Source organism: Micromonospora sp. WMMC415 (genome assembly GCF_009707425.1).
Taxonomy (GTDB): domain Bacteria; phylum Actinomycetota; class Actinomycetes; order Mycobacteriales; family Micromonosporaceae; genus Micromonospora.
In genome coordinates, this window is the sequence record NZ_CP046104.1 from 4,727,907 (window position 1) to 4,743,224 (window position 15,318).

The window sequence follows — 15,318 nt, forward strand, 5'->3', positions numbered from 1 at the left end:
GGAACCGGCGCGGCAGGGCCGTTGGTCCCGGATCGTGCGGGAGATCGCCCCTGCCCGGCCGTCCGGACGCGTCCCACGCTGGACGTGGGACGGTGCGCCGGCGGGGCGCGCCACGGCAAGACTCGGAGGGCCGCGGTGGCCGGGGGCGTACGCACGATGACGGAACTCGCCACGGCGCCGCCGTCGACGGGCGGCCTGACCTCGGCGGAGGCCGCCGCGCGGCTGCGGGCGGACGGCCCGAACGCGGCGGCCGCGCCGCACCGCCGGCACCTCGCCACCCGGGTGCTGCGCCAGCTCACCGACCCTCTCGTCGCGCTGCTGCTGGCGGCCGCCGTGGTCACGACGGTGCTGCGCGACTACCCGGACACCGCCGTGATCCTGCTGGTCGTGCTGGTCAACACCGCGATCGGCGTGATCCAGGAGGTCCGCGCCGACCGCGCCATCGCCGCCCTGGACCAGCTCGCGGCGCCGACCGCCCGGGTGGTCCGGGACGGCCGGGACCTGGTCCTGCCCGCCGCCGAGGTGGTCGTCGGCGACCTGGTCCGGGTCGAGGCCGGGGACGTGGTCCCCGCCGACCTGCTGCTCACCGACGCCGCCCGGCTCGGCGTGGACGAGTCGGCGCTCACCGGCGAGTCGGTGCCGGTCAGCCGGGTGACGGGTGCGGAGGCGAGCGCGGGAACGGTGGTCACCACCGGCCGCGCCACCGGGACGGTGGTGCGCACCGGCGCCGCCAGCGCCCTGGGCCGGATCACCGCCCTGGTCACCGCGACCCGGCCGGCCGCCACCCCGCTACAGCGGCGGCTGGCCGCCCTCGGCCGGGTCCTGGGCCTGGCCGCCGTGGTCCTGTCCGGGCTGGTCTTCATCGTCGGCGTCCTGGGCGGCCGGCCCGTGGTCGACATGGCGGTCACCGCGGTGAGCCTGGTGGTGGCGGCGGTGCCGGAGTCGTTGCCCGCCGTGGTGACGCTCGCTCTCGCGCTCGGCGCCCGCCGGATGGCCGGCGCCCGGGCGATCCCCCGCCGGCTGCACGCGGTGGAGACGCTCGGCTCGGTCACCGTCATCGCGTCCGACAAGACCGGCACCCTCACCGAGGGACGGATGGCCGTGCAGCACGCCGTCACCGCCGACGGCGCCGGCTACGGGATCACCGGGACGGGGTACGCGCCGCACGGTGCCGTGCACCGCCGGGGCGAGCCGGTGCCGGTGCCGGACGAGCTGCGCCGGCTGGCGCGGGCGGGACTGCTGTGCAACGACGCCACCCTGGCCCCGCCCACCGACGAGCGGCCGGAGTGGGCGGCGGTCGGTGACCCGCTCGAAGCCGCGCTGGTGGCGTTCGCCGCCCGCTGCGGCCTCGACCCGGAGCGCACCAGGGCCGCCTGGCCACGGGTCGCCGAGGCTCCGTTCGACCAGGATCTGCGGCGGATGACCACGGTGCACCGCTCGTGCGACGGCCGGCACCTGGTGGTCTGCAAGGGCGCGCCGGAGAACGTGCTCGCCCGGCCGCTCGTCGACGCCACCGACGCGGACATCGCCGACCTGACCGCCGCCGCACACCGGCTCGCCGCCGAGGGGCTGCGGGTGCTCGCGGTCGCCTCCGCCATCGTCGACGCGCCGCCGGCCGACCCGGCCCGGCCGACCGGGCTGCTCCCGGCCGGGCTGGTCGCGGTCGGCGACCCGCTGCGCGCCGGGGCGGCCGACATCGCCGGCGACTTCGGCGCCGCCGGGGTGCGCCTCCTCCTCGTCACCGGCGACCACCCGGCCACCGCCGCCGCGATCGGCGGCCAGCTCGGGCTCTGGCGGGACGGCGACCCGCTCGCCCGCGGCGACGACGGCGGCCTGGCCGACGCGCACCCCGACACCCGGGTGTACGCGCGGACACAGCCCGACCAGAAGCTGGACATCATCGCCGGGCTGCAGGCCCGCGGGCACGTGGTGGCGATGACCGGGGACGGCGTGAACGACGCCCCGGCGCTGCGCCGCGCCGACATCGGCGTGGCGATGGGCGGCGGCACCGAAGTGGCCCGGCAGGCCGCCGATCTGGTGCTCGTCGACGACGACCTGTCCACGGTGGCCGCCGCCATCGGCGAGGGCCGCCGGATCTACGACAACATCCGCCGGTTCCTGCGGTACGCCCTCTCCGGCGGCGTCGCCGAGATCGCGGTGATGCTGCTCGGGCCGCTGTTCGGGCTGGCCGTACCGCTGCTGCCGGCGCAGATCCTCTGGGTCAACCTGCTCACCCACGGCGTACCCGGGGTGGCGCTGGGCGCGGAGCCGGCCGAGCCGGGCACGTTGCGGCGGGCGCCCCGCTCACCCTCGGAGTCGGTGCTCGGCGCCGGCCTCGGGCGCGACGTGCTGCTCACCGGCGCGCTGATCGGGACCGTCGTGCTCGGCGCCGGGGTGGCCGCCGCGTGGGCCGAGCGGCCGTGGCAGTCGGTGGTGTTCGTGGTCCTCGGCCTGGCACAGCTCGGTGTGGCGCTCGCGGTCCGCGCACCCCGCCCGGCCGGTGCGAGGCGCGGCAACCGGGCGCTGCCGCTCGCCGTGGCGGTCTCGGCGTCGCTCCAGGTCGCCGGGGTGCTGCTGCCGCCGCTGCGGGAGCTGCTCGGGACCGCACCGCTGGACGCCGTGGAGCTGCTGGCCTGCGCCGCCGTGAGCGTCCTGCCCGGGCTGGTCCTACGCCTGACCCGCCGGGACGGGACCAAGGACCCGGGCCTCGGGACGACCGCCTCTGACGGCCGCGCCGTGGGCGCGGCAGGCTGAGGGTGAAGGGAAGGAGAACGTCATGACGATCAACACCGGTGCCCCCGTCGTGGTGGGTGTGGACGGCTCCGCCGCCGCGCTGGACGCGGTCCGCGTCGCGGCCCGGGAGGCGGAGTACCGGCAGCGTCCGCTGCGGGTCGTGCACGCCTTCATCTGGCCGCTGACCGGCGCCCCGCTGACCCCGGTTCCCGGCGCTCCGGTCACCGCCGGACTGCGTAACCAGGCGGAGCGGTACGTCGCCGAGGCCGTCGACGAGGCCCGCAAGGTCTTCCCGGAGCTGCGCGTCGCGGGCGTGGTCGTCGACGGCGCGCCGACTCCGGTGCTGCTGGACGAGGCGCGGGAGGCCGCACTGGTGGTGCTCGGCCACCGGGGCCTCGGCGGCTTCGCCGGCCTGCTGCTCGGATCGGTCACCGTGCAGGTGTCCGCCCGCGCCCAGTGCCCGGTGCTGGTGGTACGCGGTGAGCCGCGCGCCGACGGCCCGGTCGTGGTGGGCGTCGACGGCTCCGAGCTGTCCACCGAGGCGATCGGCTTCGCGTTCGAGGAGGCGGCCCGCCGGGACGCCCCGCTGGTCGCGGTGCACGCCTGGCTCTACCCGACCCCGGTCGGCCCCGGTGACATCCTGCCCCTCGTCTACGACCTCGACGCGTTCGGCGCGGAGGAGGAGCGGCTCCTCGCCGAGTCGCTCGCCGGGTTCGCCGAGCGGTACCCGCAGGTTCCGGTGCGGCACCGCCTGGTGCGCGGCTCTCCCGGCCGGGTCCTCGTGGACGAGTCGAAGGGGGCCCAGTTGGTGGTGGTCGGCGCGCACGGGCACGGCGCCCTCGGCGGCCTGCTGCTCGGCTCGGTCAGCCACGCCGTGCTGCACCACGCGCACTGCCCGCTGGTCGTCGTGCGGCACCCCCGCAGCTCCTGACGACCGCTCGGTGCCGCCGCGCCGGCCGCCTCGCGGCCGGCGCGGCGGTCGTTCCGGCGCGGCGGTCGTTCCGGCGCGGCGGTCGTTCCGGCGCGGCGGTCGTTCCGGCGCGGCGGTCGTTCCGGCGCGGCGGTCGTTCCGGGACCGGGTTCGGGACGATCACCTGCCGGGAAAGGGACGAGGACCCGCCGGGAAACACCTACCGGTCGGGGGCCGCGCGCCGACAATGACCTGATCGAGTCCGGGAGGGCCGCAATGAACCGACCCGTCGTGGTGGGAGTGGACGGATCGCCGTCGAGCCTCGTGGCGGCGGAGCACGCCGCCCGCGCCGCCCTGCTGCGGTCGTGTCCGCTGCACCTGGTGCACGGCTACCTGCATCCGCTCGGCTACGGCATCCCGCTCAACCCATACGAGCTGGGCGTTCCCGCTCCCAACGAGGAGGCCGGGAAGATGCTGGAGCAGACGGCGGCCGACCTCGCGGGCCGGTGGCCGGGCCTGGAGGTGGCGGTCCGCCAGGTCGCGGGTGGGCCGGGCGCGACGCTGGTGGAGGAGTCGCGCCGGGCGGAGCTGGTCGTGGTGGGCAGCCGGGGCCACGGCGGTTTCGCCGGACTGCTGCTCGGCTCGGTCGGTACGCAGGTCGCCGCCCACGCCCACTGCCCGGTGCTGGTGGTCCGTCCCGCCGAGGAGCCGATCACGGTCGACGGTCCGGTGCTGGTCGGCGTGGACGGGTCGGAGGCAGCCGAACTGGCCGTCGGGTACGCGGCCGAGGAGGCCGCCCGGCGGGGGGCCGAGCTGGTGGTCGCGCACGTGGACCGCCCCGACGAGGAAGGCCCGGCGCAGACCGGGGACCTGGTCGAGACGGCGGCGGCGGCCGCTCGTGGCAGCCACCCGGGCCTGACCGTCACCGTTCGGCTGCTGCTGGCCGACAAGCCCGAACCGGCGCTGATCGAGGCGAGCAGCGGCGCCGCGCTGGTGGTCGTGGGGACCCGCGGACGGGGTGGCTTCGCCGGGATGCTGCTCGGTTCGGTCAGCCAGTCCCTGGTGCAGCACGCACACTGCCCGGTGCTGGTGGCGCACCCCTACGGCCAGGCCCGCTGAGCCGTCCCGGCCCGACGGGACAGCCGGGCCGGGACGGGGCTCAGGCGCCGCGCCGCAGGCCGCCGAGGAGGTCCTCGAAGTCCCCGGTGAGCGCGAACGGGTCGGCGGGGCCGGTGGACGGCACCCGCCGGTGCATCTGGTCGGCCAGTTCGGCGGCGGCCCGCTCGATGCGGCGCCGCAGGGCGCCGTCGGCGGTCCCACCGGACCAGTCCTCGGGAGCCGCGAAGACGGCCGTGGGCACGACGACCGCGTGCAGGTACGCGAACATCGGCCGCAGCGCGTGCTCCAGGGCGAGCGAGTGCCGCGCCGTGCCGCCGGTGGCGCCGGCCAGGACCGGCCGGTCGGCGAGGGCGTCGGAGTCGACCAGGTCGAAGAACGACTTGAACAGCCCGTTGTACGACGCGTTGAAGATGGGCGTCACGGTGATCAGCCCATCGGCGCCGGTCACCGTGTCCAGCACCTCCCGCAGCGCCGGCGACGGGAAGCCGGTGAGCAGGTGGTTGACGATGTCGTGGGCGTGCTCGCGCAGCTCGACGGGGCGTACGTCGACGGTGTCGCCCCGCCGGACCAGCTCGTCGCGGGTGGCGGCGGCGAGCTGGTCGGCGAGCAGCCGGGTCGACGACGGCTGGCGAAGGCCGGCCGAGACGACGGCGAGGGTGCGCTGTGTCATCGCGTCCCCTCGGGGGCACGCCCCGTCACGTCGTCGACGGCGTGGACGGTGCTGTCGGCGCCGCCGCCGGCGGCGGCCACGAGCGCGGCGTGGACGGGCGCCTCGGGCACGTGCGCCGGCCGCAGCGACTCGAACTCCTTGCGGAGCACCGGGACGACCTCCTCGCCGAGGATGTCGAGCTGCTCCAGGACAGTCTTCAGCGGCAGCCCGGCGTGGTCGATGAGGAACAGTTGCCGCTGGTAGTCACCGACGTACTCCCGGAAGGTCAGCGTCCGGTCGATGACCTGCTGCGGGCTGCCGACGGTCAACGGGGTCTGCTCGGTGAACTCCTCCAGGGACGGCCCGTGCCCGTAGACCGGCGCGTTGTCGAAGTACGGGCGGAACTCACGGACCGCGTCCTGCGAGTTGCGCCGCATGAACACCTGCCCACCCAGCCCGACGATGGCCTGGTCGGCGGAGCCGTGACCGTAGTGCTCGAAGCGCTGCCGGTACAGGCCGACCATCCGCTGCGTGTGCTCCTTCGGCCAGAAGATGTGGTTGGCGAAGAAGCCGTCACCGTAGTACGCGGCCTGCTCGGCGATCTGCGGGCTGCGGATCGAGCCGTGCCAGACGAACGGCGGTACGCCGTCCAGCGGCCGGGGCGTCGAGGTGAACGACTGCAGCGGCGTGCGGAACTTCCCGGACCAGTCGACCACGTCCTCGCGCCACAGCCGGCGCAGCAGGTCGTAGTTCTCGATGGTCAGCGGGATGCCGTTGCGGATGTCCTGCCCGAACCACGGGTACACCGGGCCGGTGTTGCCGCGCCCGAGCATCAGGTCCACCCGGCCGTCGGCCAGGTGCTGGAGCATCGCGTAGTCCTCGGCGATCTTCACCGGGTCGTTGGTGGTGATCAGCGTGGTGGCGGTGGACAGCAGCAGCCGAGACGTCCGGGCGGCGATGAAGCCCAGCATGGTGGTCGGCGACGACGGCACGAACGGCGGGTTGTGGTGCTCGCCGGTGGCGAAGACGTCCAGGCCCACCTCCTCGGCCTTCAGCGCGATCGTGACCATGGCCTTGATCCGCTCGCGCTCCGTCGGCTCCCGACCGGTGGTCGGATCGACCGTGACGTCACCGACCGTGAAGACTCCGAAGTGCATGACCCGCTCCCTGAGTGACCGCCGGGACCGCGGTGGCCCCGGACGACCCCCACAACATATTTGACGAGTCAACTATTCCGGTCGCATCGGCCGGCCGGGTGGCCCGGATCACGCCGTCGACCGGTCGGGGCGCTGCCGTCAGCCGCCCGCCACCGACGGGAGAACCTGCACCTCGGCGGCGTCACGCACCGGCGTGTCCAGGCCGCCGAGGTGCCGGCAGTCCTCCCCGTCGACGTAGACGTTGACGTAGCGGCGCAGCTCGCCGCGCTCGTCACGGATCCGCCGGCCCAGCCGGGGCCAGCCGTCGGCCACCTCGTCCAGGACGGCCCGCAGGGTGCCCGAGGTCGCGACCGTCAGCCGGCTCGCTCCGCCGGCCTCGCCGCGCAGCGGCCCGGGCAGCAGCACCGTCACCACGTCACACCTCCGCCGCGCGGACGCAGAGCACGTCGGGCAGGTGCGCGGCCACCAGGGACCACGAGTCGCCGGCGTCGCGGCTCGCGTAGACCTCGCCGGAGCGGGTGCCGAAGTAGACGCCACCGGACTCGGCGTCGTCGGCGCACATGGCGTCCCGCAGCACGGCGGGGAAGAACGGGCCCTCCGGCAGGCCGGCGCTCAGCGGCTCCCAGGTGGCGCCCGCGTCGCCGGACCGCCAGACGCGACACCGGCGGCCGGCCGGGAAGCGCTCGCTGTCGGCGGCGAGTGGGAAGGTGAAGACGCTGCCGGGCCGGCCCGGCAGGGTGACGATCGGGAAGCCGAAGTCACTGGGCAGGCCCTCGGCGATCGACGACCAGCTGCGCCCGTCGTCGTCCGAGCGGTAGACGCCGTGGTGGTTCTGCGCGTAGAGGCGGGCGGGATCGCCCGCGTCCCGGGTGACCTTGTGCACGCACTGACCGAACTCGGGCCACTCGTCGGGCAGGAAGTAGGCCCGGATGCCCGTGTTGCCGGGCGACCAGCTCGTGCCGGCGTCGGTCGAGTGGTAGACGCCGCCGGTGGACATGGCGACGGTGACCCGGTCGGTGTCAGCCGGATGCGGCAGCACGGTGTGCACCGCCTGGCCGCCGAAGCCGGCGCCCCACTGCTCCCGGTGCGGGTGGTCCCACAGGCCCCGCACCAGCTCGAAGGTCACCCCACCGTCGTCGGACCGGAACAGCGCCGACGGCTCGGTGCCCGCCCACACCACGTCGGGCTGGTCGGCGCCGGCCGGGGTGAGCTGCCAGACCCGGCCCAGGCTGACCCCGGTGTCGGCCGGGAAGGCCACCGGCGCGTGCTCCGGCTCGCGCCAGGTGGCGCCGAGATCGTCGCTGGTCGCGACCGTCGGACCGAAGTGTGAGCTGGTCGTGCCGGCGAGCAGCCGCGGTGAGGCGCGGCGGGTGTCGATCGCGACCGCGTACACCCCGGTCATCGGGTGACGCGGCCCGGTGACCTCCCAGGTGCGCCGGCCGTCGGTGCTGGTGGCCAGGAAGAGGCCCTTGGCCGTCCCGATCGCGAGCAGTGTGGCCATCGACCGTCTCCGTCCCCTCGGCGATACGCGTCCCGTGATTATGGCCACACCCACCGACAGAACCCGACGGCCGGCCGGACGGTCCGCGCCGCCGTCCGGTGCGGCGGTGTCGCGGACCGCGGGGACGGGGACGCCTGGCACGATCCCCAACCGCCGACGCGCCCGAGCTGGTCCTGTTCTTCCGCACTCGACCTGCCAGCACGAACGCGGGTGACCCGCCCGGTCAGTCCGGCGCCGGCCGGGCCGCGCGCCGGACGGCGGCCCGCGCCTGCTCCGCGTCGCCGGCGGCGAGCGCGAGCGCGGCCAGCCGTTCGCAGTCGGCGAGGGAGTGCGCGGCCAGCGCCGCCCGCACCGGTGCCAGCGCCCGCGGGGACATCGACAAGCTGCTCACGCCGAGACCGGTGAGCACCACCGCGAGCAGCGGATCGGCGGCCGCCTCCCCACAGACACCGACCGGCTTGCCGGCCGTCCGGCCGGCGGTCGCGCAGCCGGCGATCAGCTCCAGCAGTGCCGGCTGCCACGGATCGAGCAGGCCGGCGAGGTCGCCGCACTGCCGGTCGGCGGCGAAGGCGTACTGGCTCAGGTCGTTGGTGCCCACGCTGAGGAAGTCGATCTCGTCGAGCAGCCGCCGGGCGCGCAGCGCCGCCGCCGGCACCTCCACCATCACGCCCACGGTGTCCAGGCCGGCGCCGCGCGCTATCGAGGCGAACTCGCCGGCCTCCGCGGCGGTCGCCACCATCGGCGCCATCGCCCGGACCTCGGCGCCGGTCCGCCGGGCCGCCAACTCGATCGCGTGCAGCTGGGTCCGGAGCACCTCGGGCCGGCGTCGGGCGATCCGCAGACCCCGCACGCCGAGTGCCGGGTTGGGCTCGCCGGCCTGGTCGAGGAAGGGCAGCGGCTTGTCGGCGCCCGCGTCCAGCGTCCGGATCACCACCGGGCGGCTGTCCACCGCCGCGAAGACCTCCGCGTACGCCCGGCTCTGCTCCTCGATGCCGGGCGCCGTGTTCCGGCCCAGGAACAGCAGCTCGGTACGGAAGAGGCCCACCCCCTCCGCCCCGGCCGCCTCCTCCCCGCGCAGCTCGGCCGCGGAGCCGACGTTGAGCAAAAGCCTCACCTCGTGCCCGTCCGCGGTGCGGCCCGGTCCCCGGCTCCGGCCGGCCCGCCGGCTCCGCGCCGCCGCCGCCCGGGTGGCGGCGACGACGGCCTCGTCGGCGTCGGTGAGCACCTCGCCGGAAGCGCCGTCCACCCGGACCACCGTTCCGTCGGGAACGGCCAGCGTCCCGGCGCAGGACACCACGGCGGGCAGACCGAGGGACCGGGCCAGGATCGCGGTGTGGCTGGTCGGGCCGCCCAGCTCGGTCACCAGGGCGAGCACCAGCTCGGGATCCAGGTCGGCGGTGTCGGCCGGGGCGAGGTCACGCGCGGCCAGCACGTACGGATATCCCGGGGTCGGGACGCCCGGCATCGGCCGCCCGAGGCTCGCGGCGACGGCGCGGTCCCGGATGTCGTCGAGGTCGGTGACCCGTTCGGCGAGGTGACCGCCGGCGGCCTGGAACGCCCGACGATGTTCGGCGAAGGCGTCGGCGATCGCGTGCGGGGCGTCCCGACCGGCCCGGACGGCCTCGGCGATCGTGTCGCGGAGGAGCGGGTCCTCGGCGATCATCGCCTGGGCCCGGAGGATCGCGGCCGCCTCCCGCCGCCCCGCCGAGTCCGCGCGGCGGCGCAGTTCGGTGCCGACCGCGGAGAGGGCCGCGGCGGCGCGGGTCAGTTCCGCCTCGACGTCGGCGACGGCGGCCGGTTCCGGCAGCCGGGGCGCGGGAGCCACCCGCAGCAGCGGACCGGCGGCCAGGCCGGGACTGACCCCGATGCCGGTCAGCCGCTCAGGCATCGGCCGGCTCCTCGTCCAGGTTGCGCCGCAGCAGGTCGGCGAGGGCCTCCAGTGCGGCCTCCGCCCCGTCGCCCTCGGCCGACAGGATCACCTCGGTGCCGTGGGTGGCCCCGAGGGACAGGACGGAGAGCATGCTGCGGGCGGGGACCGGCCGGCCGCCCGGCAGCCGGACGCTGACCGCGACGGGCTGGGCGGTGGCGGCCTCGACGAAGAGGGCGGCGGGGCGGGCGTGCAGCCCGCTGGTCGACCCGACGGCGACGGTACGTTCGGGCATGACGACTCCTCAGGTGGTGGATCCACGGATCCGAGCCGGTCAGGGCTCGACGGTGACTTTGATGCCGGCGCCCCGGGAGACGATGTCGAACGCGTCGAGGGCCCGCTCCAGCGGCAGCCGGTCGGTGATCAGGTCCGCGACCGGCACCGCACCACTGGCGATGAGCTGCAGTGCGGCCTTGTTGTGAGCGGGGCTGGAGCCGTTGGCGCCGACGATGGTGAGCTCGCGGTAGTGCACCAGGTTGGCGTCGACGGCGATGACCGGCCGGTCCTTGGGCAGGCCGCCGAAGAAGCTGATCCGGCCCTGGCGGCCGACCATCTGCAGCGCCTGCTCCTGTGCGGCGCCGGAGGCGGCCGCGGTGATGACGACGTCGGCTCCGGCGCCGTCGGTCGCCTTGAGGACCGCGTCGACCGGGTCGTTCTCCGCCGCGCAGACCGTGGCGTCCGGCGCGACGAGCGCCGCCGCCAGGTCCAGCCGGTCCCGGTTGAGGTCGACCAGGGTGACCCGGGCGGCACCGCGCGCCCGGGCGAGCCGTACGTGCAGGCAGCCGATCGGGCCGGAGCCGATGACCACGACGTCGTCGCCCGCCCCGACCCGGGCGAGTTCCTGGCCGTTGAGGACGCACGCCAACGGCTCCGCCACCGACGCCTCGGCGAAGCTGACCCCGTCCGGGATGCGGTTGAGGCCGTCGACGGAGAGCACCTTGGCCGGCACGACCATGTACTGGGCGAAGCCGCCCTCGTAGTGGTAGCCGATCGACTCCTGGTTGGGGCAGACCGTCATCCGGCCGCGGCGGCACTGGTCGCACCGCCCGCACGGGATCGCCGCGATGACCTGGACCCGGTCGCCGGGCCGCCAGTCGGTCACGTCGGCTCCGATGTCGACGATCTCGCCGGCGATCTCGTGACCCATCACCCGGGGCGGGTCGATGTGGTGGTGACCGAACCGCCAGATCTTCACGTCGGTACCGCAGGTGGAGCAGTTCCGTACCCGGATCCTGACCTCGCCCGGTCCCGGCGTCGGTTCGGCTGCGTCCTCGACCCGCACGTCACCGGGAGCGTGGAAGCGGACAACCTTCATCGGTCAGTCTCCTCATCGACGGGCTTGAGCAGCCGGAGAACCCCGTCGGCGTCGGTCGCCTCCCGCAGCGCGCGGGCTCGCTCGGGGTTCAGCAGGATCTCGGCCAGCTGGGCGAGCAGGGCCACGTGACCGTCGCCGCGGGCGGCGATCGCCACGCAGAGCACGACCTGCTCGCCACCCCAGTCCACGCCGGCCGGGAAGCGGAGCACCGCGAGCGCGTCCCGGCGTACGGCGTCCTTGCCGGCGAGGGTGCCGTGCGGAATGGCCACTCCCTCGCCCACGTACGTCGACACCGCGCGTTCCCGCGCCAGCATCGTCTCGACGTACGCGGGATCGACGGCACCGGTCTCGACCAGCACCGCGCCGCTGCGCCGGATCGCGTCCTCCCGGTCGGCGGCGGTCTCGCGGAGCCGGATCGCCCGTCGGTCGAGCAGCGCGGCGAGCCGTCCGGTCGTCACCTCAGCCATCGACCGCACCGCCGTTCTTCACCGCGGCGACGACCTTTGCCACCGCTGGATCGCCGACGAACACCTGGAACGGCACGACGACCTTCTCGGGGGCGACGGCCCGGGCGCGGGCGGCGAGTCCGGTGTGGACGACGACCACGTCGGCGTCGGCGGGGATGTGCTCGACCGGGGTGTGCTCCACCGCCACCGAGTGCTTGCCGAGCTGCTTCCGGAGCTGGCTGGCGAGCATCACGCTGCTGCCCATGCCGGCGTCGCAGGCGACGACGATCTTCCGGATGTCGCTTCCCTGGATGGTGGTCATGTCGCTCAGGCCTCCGAAGCTGCGGTGGGGGTACTGGTTCCGGCGGTCTGCCGCGGCAGGGGCGCCCCGTGGGCGGTCGCCGGCGTGGGTTCCGCCTCGTCGCCGCCCGCCTGGTCGTCCGGCTGGTCGTCCTTGAGCCGGCCGAAGCCGAGCAGCGCGGACGCCACGACGAACGAGACCGCCGCAGCGATGAGGACACCGAGGAAGACGCCGAACCAGCCACCCCGCGGCGTGACGGCCGCGTAGGCGAAGATGCTGCCCGGCGAGGGGGTGGCGACCAGACCGGCGCCGGTGATCATGAAGGTGCCGACGCCGGCCGCGCCTCCGGCGATCATGGCGAGGATGAGCCGCGGCTTCATCAGCACGTACGGGAAGTAGATCTCGTGGATGCCACCGAGGAACTGGATGATGATCGCGGCCGGCACGGTGGGGCGCAGCGTGCGGGGCCCGAAGAACAGGAAGGCCAGCAGCAGCCCGAGCCCGGGACCGGGGTTGGACTCGATCATGAAGAGAATCGACTTGCCGGTCTCCGCCGCCTGCGCGACGCCCAACGGGCCGAGCACGCCGTGGTTGATCGCGTTGTTGAGGAAGAGTACCTTCGCCGGCTCGACCAGGACCGAGGCGACGGGGAGCAGGTTGTTGGAGACCAGCCAGTCGACACCGTCACCGGCGAGGTCGGTGAACCACCGGACGACCGGACCGATGACCCAGACGCCGACCAGCGCCATGCCACCGCCGATGATGCCGGCGGAGAAGTTGTTGACCAGCATCTCGAAGCCGGCCCGGACGCGGTCCTCGACGGCCTCGTCGAAGAGCTTCAGCAGGTATGCGGTCAGCGGGCCGATCAGCATGGCGCCGAGGAACATCGGCACCTCACTGCCGACCACGATGCCCATCGTGGCGACGGCGCCGACGACCGCTCCGCGCTGGCCGTGCACCAGCCGGCCCCCGGTGTAGCCGATCAGCACCGGAAGCAGGACCGTGATCATCGGCCCGACGAGCTCGGCGAGGGTTTCGTTGGGGATCCAGCCGGTGGGGATGAACAGCGCGGTGATCAGACCCCAGGCGATGAACGCACCGATGTTGGGCATGACCATGCCGGCCAGGTGACCGCCGACCCGCTGGATCCGGGCCTTGATGCCGGTCCCCGTGACGGCGGGGGTGTAATCCGTGGCCATGGGTGGCCTCCTGTTCGACTGCCGGCCGCCGGGCCGGTGCGGGTGGTGGGGGTGAGTCGGGCCAGTCAGTCCCTTGTGAGCAGGTGCCGGACCAGGTCCGGCCGATGGTGGATGTGGACGTGGTCGCGGCGCAGGTCGCCGGGCCCGGGCATCCGGCTGCCCGGCAGGCTGACCGCCGCCGCGCCCCAGGCGAGTCCCTCGGCGAGCGCCTCCCCGCCGGTGGCGCCACCGGCCAGGAAGCCGGCGAGCAGGGCGTCCCCGGCGCCGACGTTGCTGCGGCGCTCGGCGACGGGTGCGGTTCCGGTGACGACGCCGTCGCCGTCGACCAGGACGGCACCGTCCGCACCCAGGCTGGCCACCACGGCCCGGGCGCCCAACTCGCGTAGGTGCTGGGCGGCGGTGACGACGTCCTCCGTCGAGTCGACCGCCCGCCCGGTAGCCTGGGCGAGCTCCTCCCGGTTGGGCTTGAGCAGCCATGCTCCCGCGGCCGCCGCGGCGACCAGCGCCGGGCCGCTGGTGTCGACCGCCAGCCGGACTCCCGCGTCGAGCAGCCGGCGGCACAGCTTGCCGAACTCGTCGACCGCCAGGGACGGCGGGTTGCTGCCGCACACCACGACCCAGTCGGCCGAGCCGGCGGCGGACAGCACCAGCTCGGTCACCGCCTCCAGCTCGGCGCCGGAGAGCGCCGGGCCCGGTTCGTTGATCTTCGTGATCGTGCCGTCCGGCTCGGCGAGGGTGATGTTGGACCTGGTCCGCCCGGCGACCGGTACGGCGACCATGGGTACGCCCTCCGCTGCCAGCAGCCGGACCAGTTGCTCCCCCTCCGGGCCGCCGCACGGGATGACGGCCCGCGACGGCACGTCGTTGGCGAGCAGCGCCCGCGCGACGTTGACTCCCTTGCCGCCGGGGTCGAGGTGCGCGGGTGCCGCCCGCAGCACCGCTCCGCGCACGAGCGATTCGACGGCGACGGCCCGGTCCAGGCTCGGGTTGAGGGTGACGGTGAGGATCATGCCCGGATCACCTCCGGGCCGGCGTGCCGCAGCGCACCGGCGGCGGCGGTGCTCAACCCGGTGTCGGTGATGACCACGTCGACGTCGGCGAGCCGGCCGAACCGTGCGAGGTAGTCGTTGCCGAACTTCGTGTGGTCGGCCAGCAGCACGGTACGCCGGGCCGCGGCGATCATCGCCCGCTTGACGGCGGCCTCGGCGGGATCCGGCGTGGTCAGCCCGCGCTCGACCGAGCAGCCGTTGGTCGCCATGAACGCCACGTCGACGTACATCTGGGACAGCGCCTGCAGGGCCCAGTCGTCCACCGTCGCCATCGTCCGGCCCCGAACCCGGCCGCCGAGCATGATCACGTTGAGATTGGGCCGGGCGGCCAGCAAAGTCGCCAGCGGCGGGGCGTTGACGATCACCGTCAGCTCGCGCTCCGTGTTCAGCGCCTGGGCCAGCCGCCCGGTGGTCGTGCCCGCGTCGATGATGACGGCTCCCTCGTCTGGGACCTCGGCGAGGGCCGCCTTGGCGATGCGTTCCTTCTCCGCGGTCAGCACCGCGTCCCGGGCGGCGAGTGCCGGCTCGAAACCCAGCCGCTCGACCGGGATCGCACCCCCGTGCACGCGGCGCAGCACCCCCGCGCGCTCCAACGCGGTCAGGTCCCGCCGGATGGTCTCGCTGGTCACCGCCAGTTCCTCGGCCAGGACCATCACGTCGACGCGCCCCTGGGCCCGGGCCCTGCGGAGGATCTCCTGTTGCCGTTCCTCGGCGTACATCGCTTGGTTTCACCGCCGTTTCGATGTGGCTTCCTCTTTGTTTACGCCCGAGTGTGTGGGAGGTCAAGAGGTCAGCACTGGCAATCTGCCGCCACAGCGCCCCGGGATGGGTGACGACCACGACCTGGGTACGGGCCGCCCCGGCGAGGATCAGACCGGCGAGCGGCCGCAGCACGTCCGAATGGAGGCTCGTCCCCGGCTCGTTGAGCATCAGTAGCACGGGCGGGCCGCGAGGCCGTCGCGGTCCCCGATCTCCCGGATCGTTTCAAGGGCTGCGAAAGGTCAGCGCCGGC

15 protein-coding genes are annotated in these 15,318 nt (G+C 74.7%); 3 read left to right on the forward strand and 12 right to left on the reverse strand.

The window, feature by feature from the left end:
* The first annotated feature begins 156 nt into the window (after positions 1–156).
* From GKC29_RS22320 to GKC29_RS22330, 3 genes are all read left to right on the forward strand, one after another.
* Positions 157–2,754 carry a cation-transporting P-type ATPase gene (locus GKC29_RS22320; RefSeq protein ID WP_155332673.1) on the forward strand — a complete coding sequence of 866 codons (2,598 nt, stop codon included), beginning with the start codon at positions 157–159 and terminating at the stop codon, positions 2,752–2,754.
* A gap of 22 nt (positions 2,755–2,776) precedes the next feature.
* Positions 2,777–3,664: a universal stress protein gene (locus GKC29_RS22325; protein ID WP_155332674.1), complete on the forward strand. Its 888-nt coding sequence runs from the start codon at positions 2,777–2,779 to the stop codon at positions 3,662–3,664.
* A 255-nt stretch (positions 3,665–3,919) separates the two neighbouring features.
* Positions 3,920–4,762 (forward strand): universal stress protein, encoded by an 843-nt coding sequence (locus GKC29_RS22330; protein WP_155332675.1) that lies wholly within the window; start codon positions 3,920–3,922, stop codon positions 4,760–4,762.
* 40 nt (positions 4,763–4,802) lie between these two features.
* Here the strand turns inward: GKC29_RS22330 and GKC29_RS22335 are convergent, their stop codons facing one another.
* From GKC29_RS22335 to GKC29_RS22390, 12 genes are all read right to left on the reverse strand, one after another.
* Entirely contained in the window at positions 4,803–5,432 is a 630-nt protein-coding gene (locus GKC29_RS22335; protein ID WP_155332676.1) for an FMN reductase, read from the reverse strand.
* Positions 5,429–6,568 carry an LLM class flavin-dependent oxidoreductase gene (locus tag GKC29_RS22340; protein ID WP_155332677.1) on the reverse strand — a complete coding sequence of 380 codons (1,140 nt, stop codon included), beginning with the start codon at positions 6,566–6,568 and terminating at the stop codon, positions 5,429–5,431. Before GKC29_RS22340 ends, GKC29_RS22335 begins: the two co-directional genes overlap by 4 nt.
* A gap of 138 nt (positions 6,569–6,706) precedes the next feature.
* Positions 6,707–6,979, reverse strand: coding sequence for a MoaD/ThiS family protein (locus GKC29_RS22345; protein ID WP_230688773.1), 273 nt, complete (start codon positions 6,977–6,979; stop codon positions 6,707–6,709).
* 4 nt (positions 6,980–6,983) lie between these two features.
* Positions 6,984–8,069: an exo-alpha-sialidase gene (locus tag GKC29_RS22350; RefSeq protein ID WP_155332679.1), complete on the reverse strand. Its 1,086-nt coding sequence runs from the start codon at positions 8,067–8,069 to the stop codon at positions 6,984–6,986.
* A 223-nt stretch (positions 8,070–8,292) separates the two neighbouring features.
* Complete coding sequence (gene ptsP, locus GKC29_RS22355; protein ID WP_155332680.1) at positions 8,293–9,957, reverse strand: phosphoenolpyruvate--protein phosphotransferase; 1,665 nt, start codon at positions 9,955–9,957, stop codon at positions 8,293–8,295.
* Positions 9,950–10,231, reverse strand: a complete 282-nt coding sequence (locus GKC29_RS22360) for an HPr family phosphocarrier protein (protein ID WP_155332681.1) — start codon at positions 10,229–10,231, stop codon at positions 9,950–9,952. The genes ptsP and GKC29_RS22360 overlap by 8 nt, the downstream gene beginning before the upstream one ends.
* 39 nt (positions 10,232–10,270) lie before the next feature.
* Complete coding sequence (locus GKC29_RS22365; RefSeq protein ID WP_155332682.1) at positions 10,271–11,311, reverse strand: zinc-dependent dehydrogenase; 1,041 nt, start codon at positions 11,309–11,311, stop codon at positions 10,271–10,273.
* Complete coding sequence (locus GKC29_RS22370; protein ID WP_155332683.1) at positions 11,308–11,778, reverse strand: PTS sugar transporter subunit IIA; 471 nt, start codon at positions 11,776–11,778, stop codon at positions 11,308–11,310. Before GKC29_RS22370 ends, GKC29_RS22365 begins: the two co-directional genes overlap by 4 nt.
* Positions 11,771–12,079, reverse strand: coding sequence for a PTS lactose transporter subunit IIB (locus GKC29_RS22375; protein ID WP_155332684.1), 309 nt, complete (start codon positions 12,077–12,079; stop codon positions 11,771–11,773). Before GKC29_RS22375 ends, GKC29_RS22370 begins: the two co-directional genes overlap by 8 nt.
* 5 nt (positions 12,080–12,084) lie before the next feature.
* Positions 12,085–13,257 carry a PTS mannitol transporter subunit IICB gene (gene mtlA / locus GKC29_RS22380; protein ID WP_155332685.1) on the reverse strand — a complete coding sequence of 391 codons (1,173 nt, stop codon included), beginning with the start codon at positions 13,255–13,257 and terminating at the stop codon, positions 12,085–12,087.
* A 65-nt stretch (positions 13,258–13,322) separates the two neighbouring features.
* The gene (locus GKC29_RS22385) at positions 13,323–14,267 is read right to left on the reverse strand and encodes a 1-phosphofructokinase family hexose kinase (RefSeq protein WP_155332686.1); all 945 of its coding nucleotides are present in this window, start codon (positions 14,265–14,267) and stop codon (positions 13,323–13,325) included.
* The gene (locus GKC29_RS22390) at positions 14,264–15,025 is read right to left on the reverse strand and encodes a DeoR/GlpR family DNA-binding transcription regulator (protein WP_155332687.1); all 762 of its coding nucleotides are present in this window, start codon (positions 15,023–15,025) and stop codon (positions 14,264–14,266) included. The genes GKC29_RS22385 and GKC29_RS22390 overlap by 4 nt, the downstream gene beginning before the upstream one ends.
* Positions 15,026–15,318: the final 293 nt, after the last annotated feature.

Coding starts and splice junctions, on each gene's coding strand:
- GKC29_RS22320 (WP_155332673.1), top strand. CDS start 157: ATGACGGAACTCGCCACGGCGCCGCCGTCGACGGGCGGCCTGACCTCG.
- GKC29_RS22325 (WP_155332674.1), top strand. CDS start 2,777: ATGACGATCAACACCGGTGCCCCCGTCGTGGTGGGTGTGGACGGCTCC.
- GKC29_RS22330 (WP_155332675.1), top strand. CDS start 3,920: ATGAACCGACCCGTCGTGGTGGGAGTGGACGGATCGCCGTCGAGCCTC.
- GKC29_RS22335 (WP_155332676.1), bottom strand. CDS start 5,432: ATGACACAGCGCACCCTCGCCGTCGTCTCGGCCGGCCTTCGCCAGCCG.
- GKC29_RS22340 (WP_155332677.1), bottom strand. CDS start 6,568: ATGCACTTCGGAGTCTTCACGGTCGGTGACGTCACGGTCGATCCGACC.
- GKC29_RS22350 (WP_155332679.1), bottom strand. CDS start 8,069: ATGGCCACACTGCTCGCGATCGGGACGGCCAAGGGCCTCTTCCTGGCC.
- ptsP (WP_155332680.1), bottom strand. CDS start 9,957: ATGCCTGAGCGGCTGACCGGCATCGGGGTCAGTCCCGGCCTGGCCGCC.
- GKC29_RS22360 (WP_155332681.1), bottom strand. CDS start 10,231: ATGCCCGAACGTACCGTCGCCGTCGGGTCGACCAGCGGGCTGCACGCC.
- GKC29_RS22365 (WP_155332682.1), bottom strand. CDS start 11,311: ATGAAGGTTGTCCGCTTCCACGCTCCCGGTGACGTGCGGGTCGAGGAC.
- GKC29_RS22370 (WP_155332683.1), bottom strand. CDS start 11,778: ATGGCTGAGGTGACGACCGGACGGCTCGCCGCGCTGCTCGACCGACGG.
- GKC29_RS22375 (WP_155332684.1), bottom strand. CDS start 12,079: ATGACCACCATCCAGGGAAGCGACATCCGGAAGATCGTCGTCGCCTGC.
- mtlA (WP_155332685.1), bottom strand. CDS start 13,257: ATGGCCACGGATTACACCCCCGCCGTCACGGGGACCGGCATCAAGGCC.
- GKC29_RS22385 (WP_155332686.1), bottom strand. CDS start 14,267: ATGATCCTCACCGTCACCCTCAACCCGAGCCTGGACCGGGCCGTCGCC.
- GKC29_RS22390 (WP_155332687.1), bottom strand. CDS start 15,025: ATGTACGCCGAGGAACGGCAACAGGAGATCCTCCGCAGGGCCCGGGCC.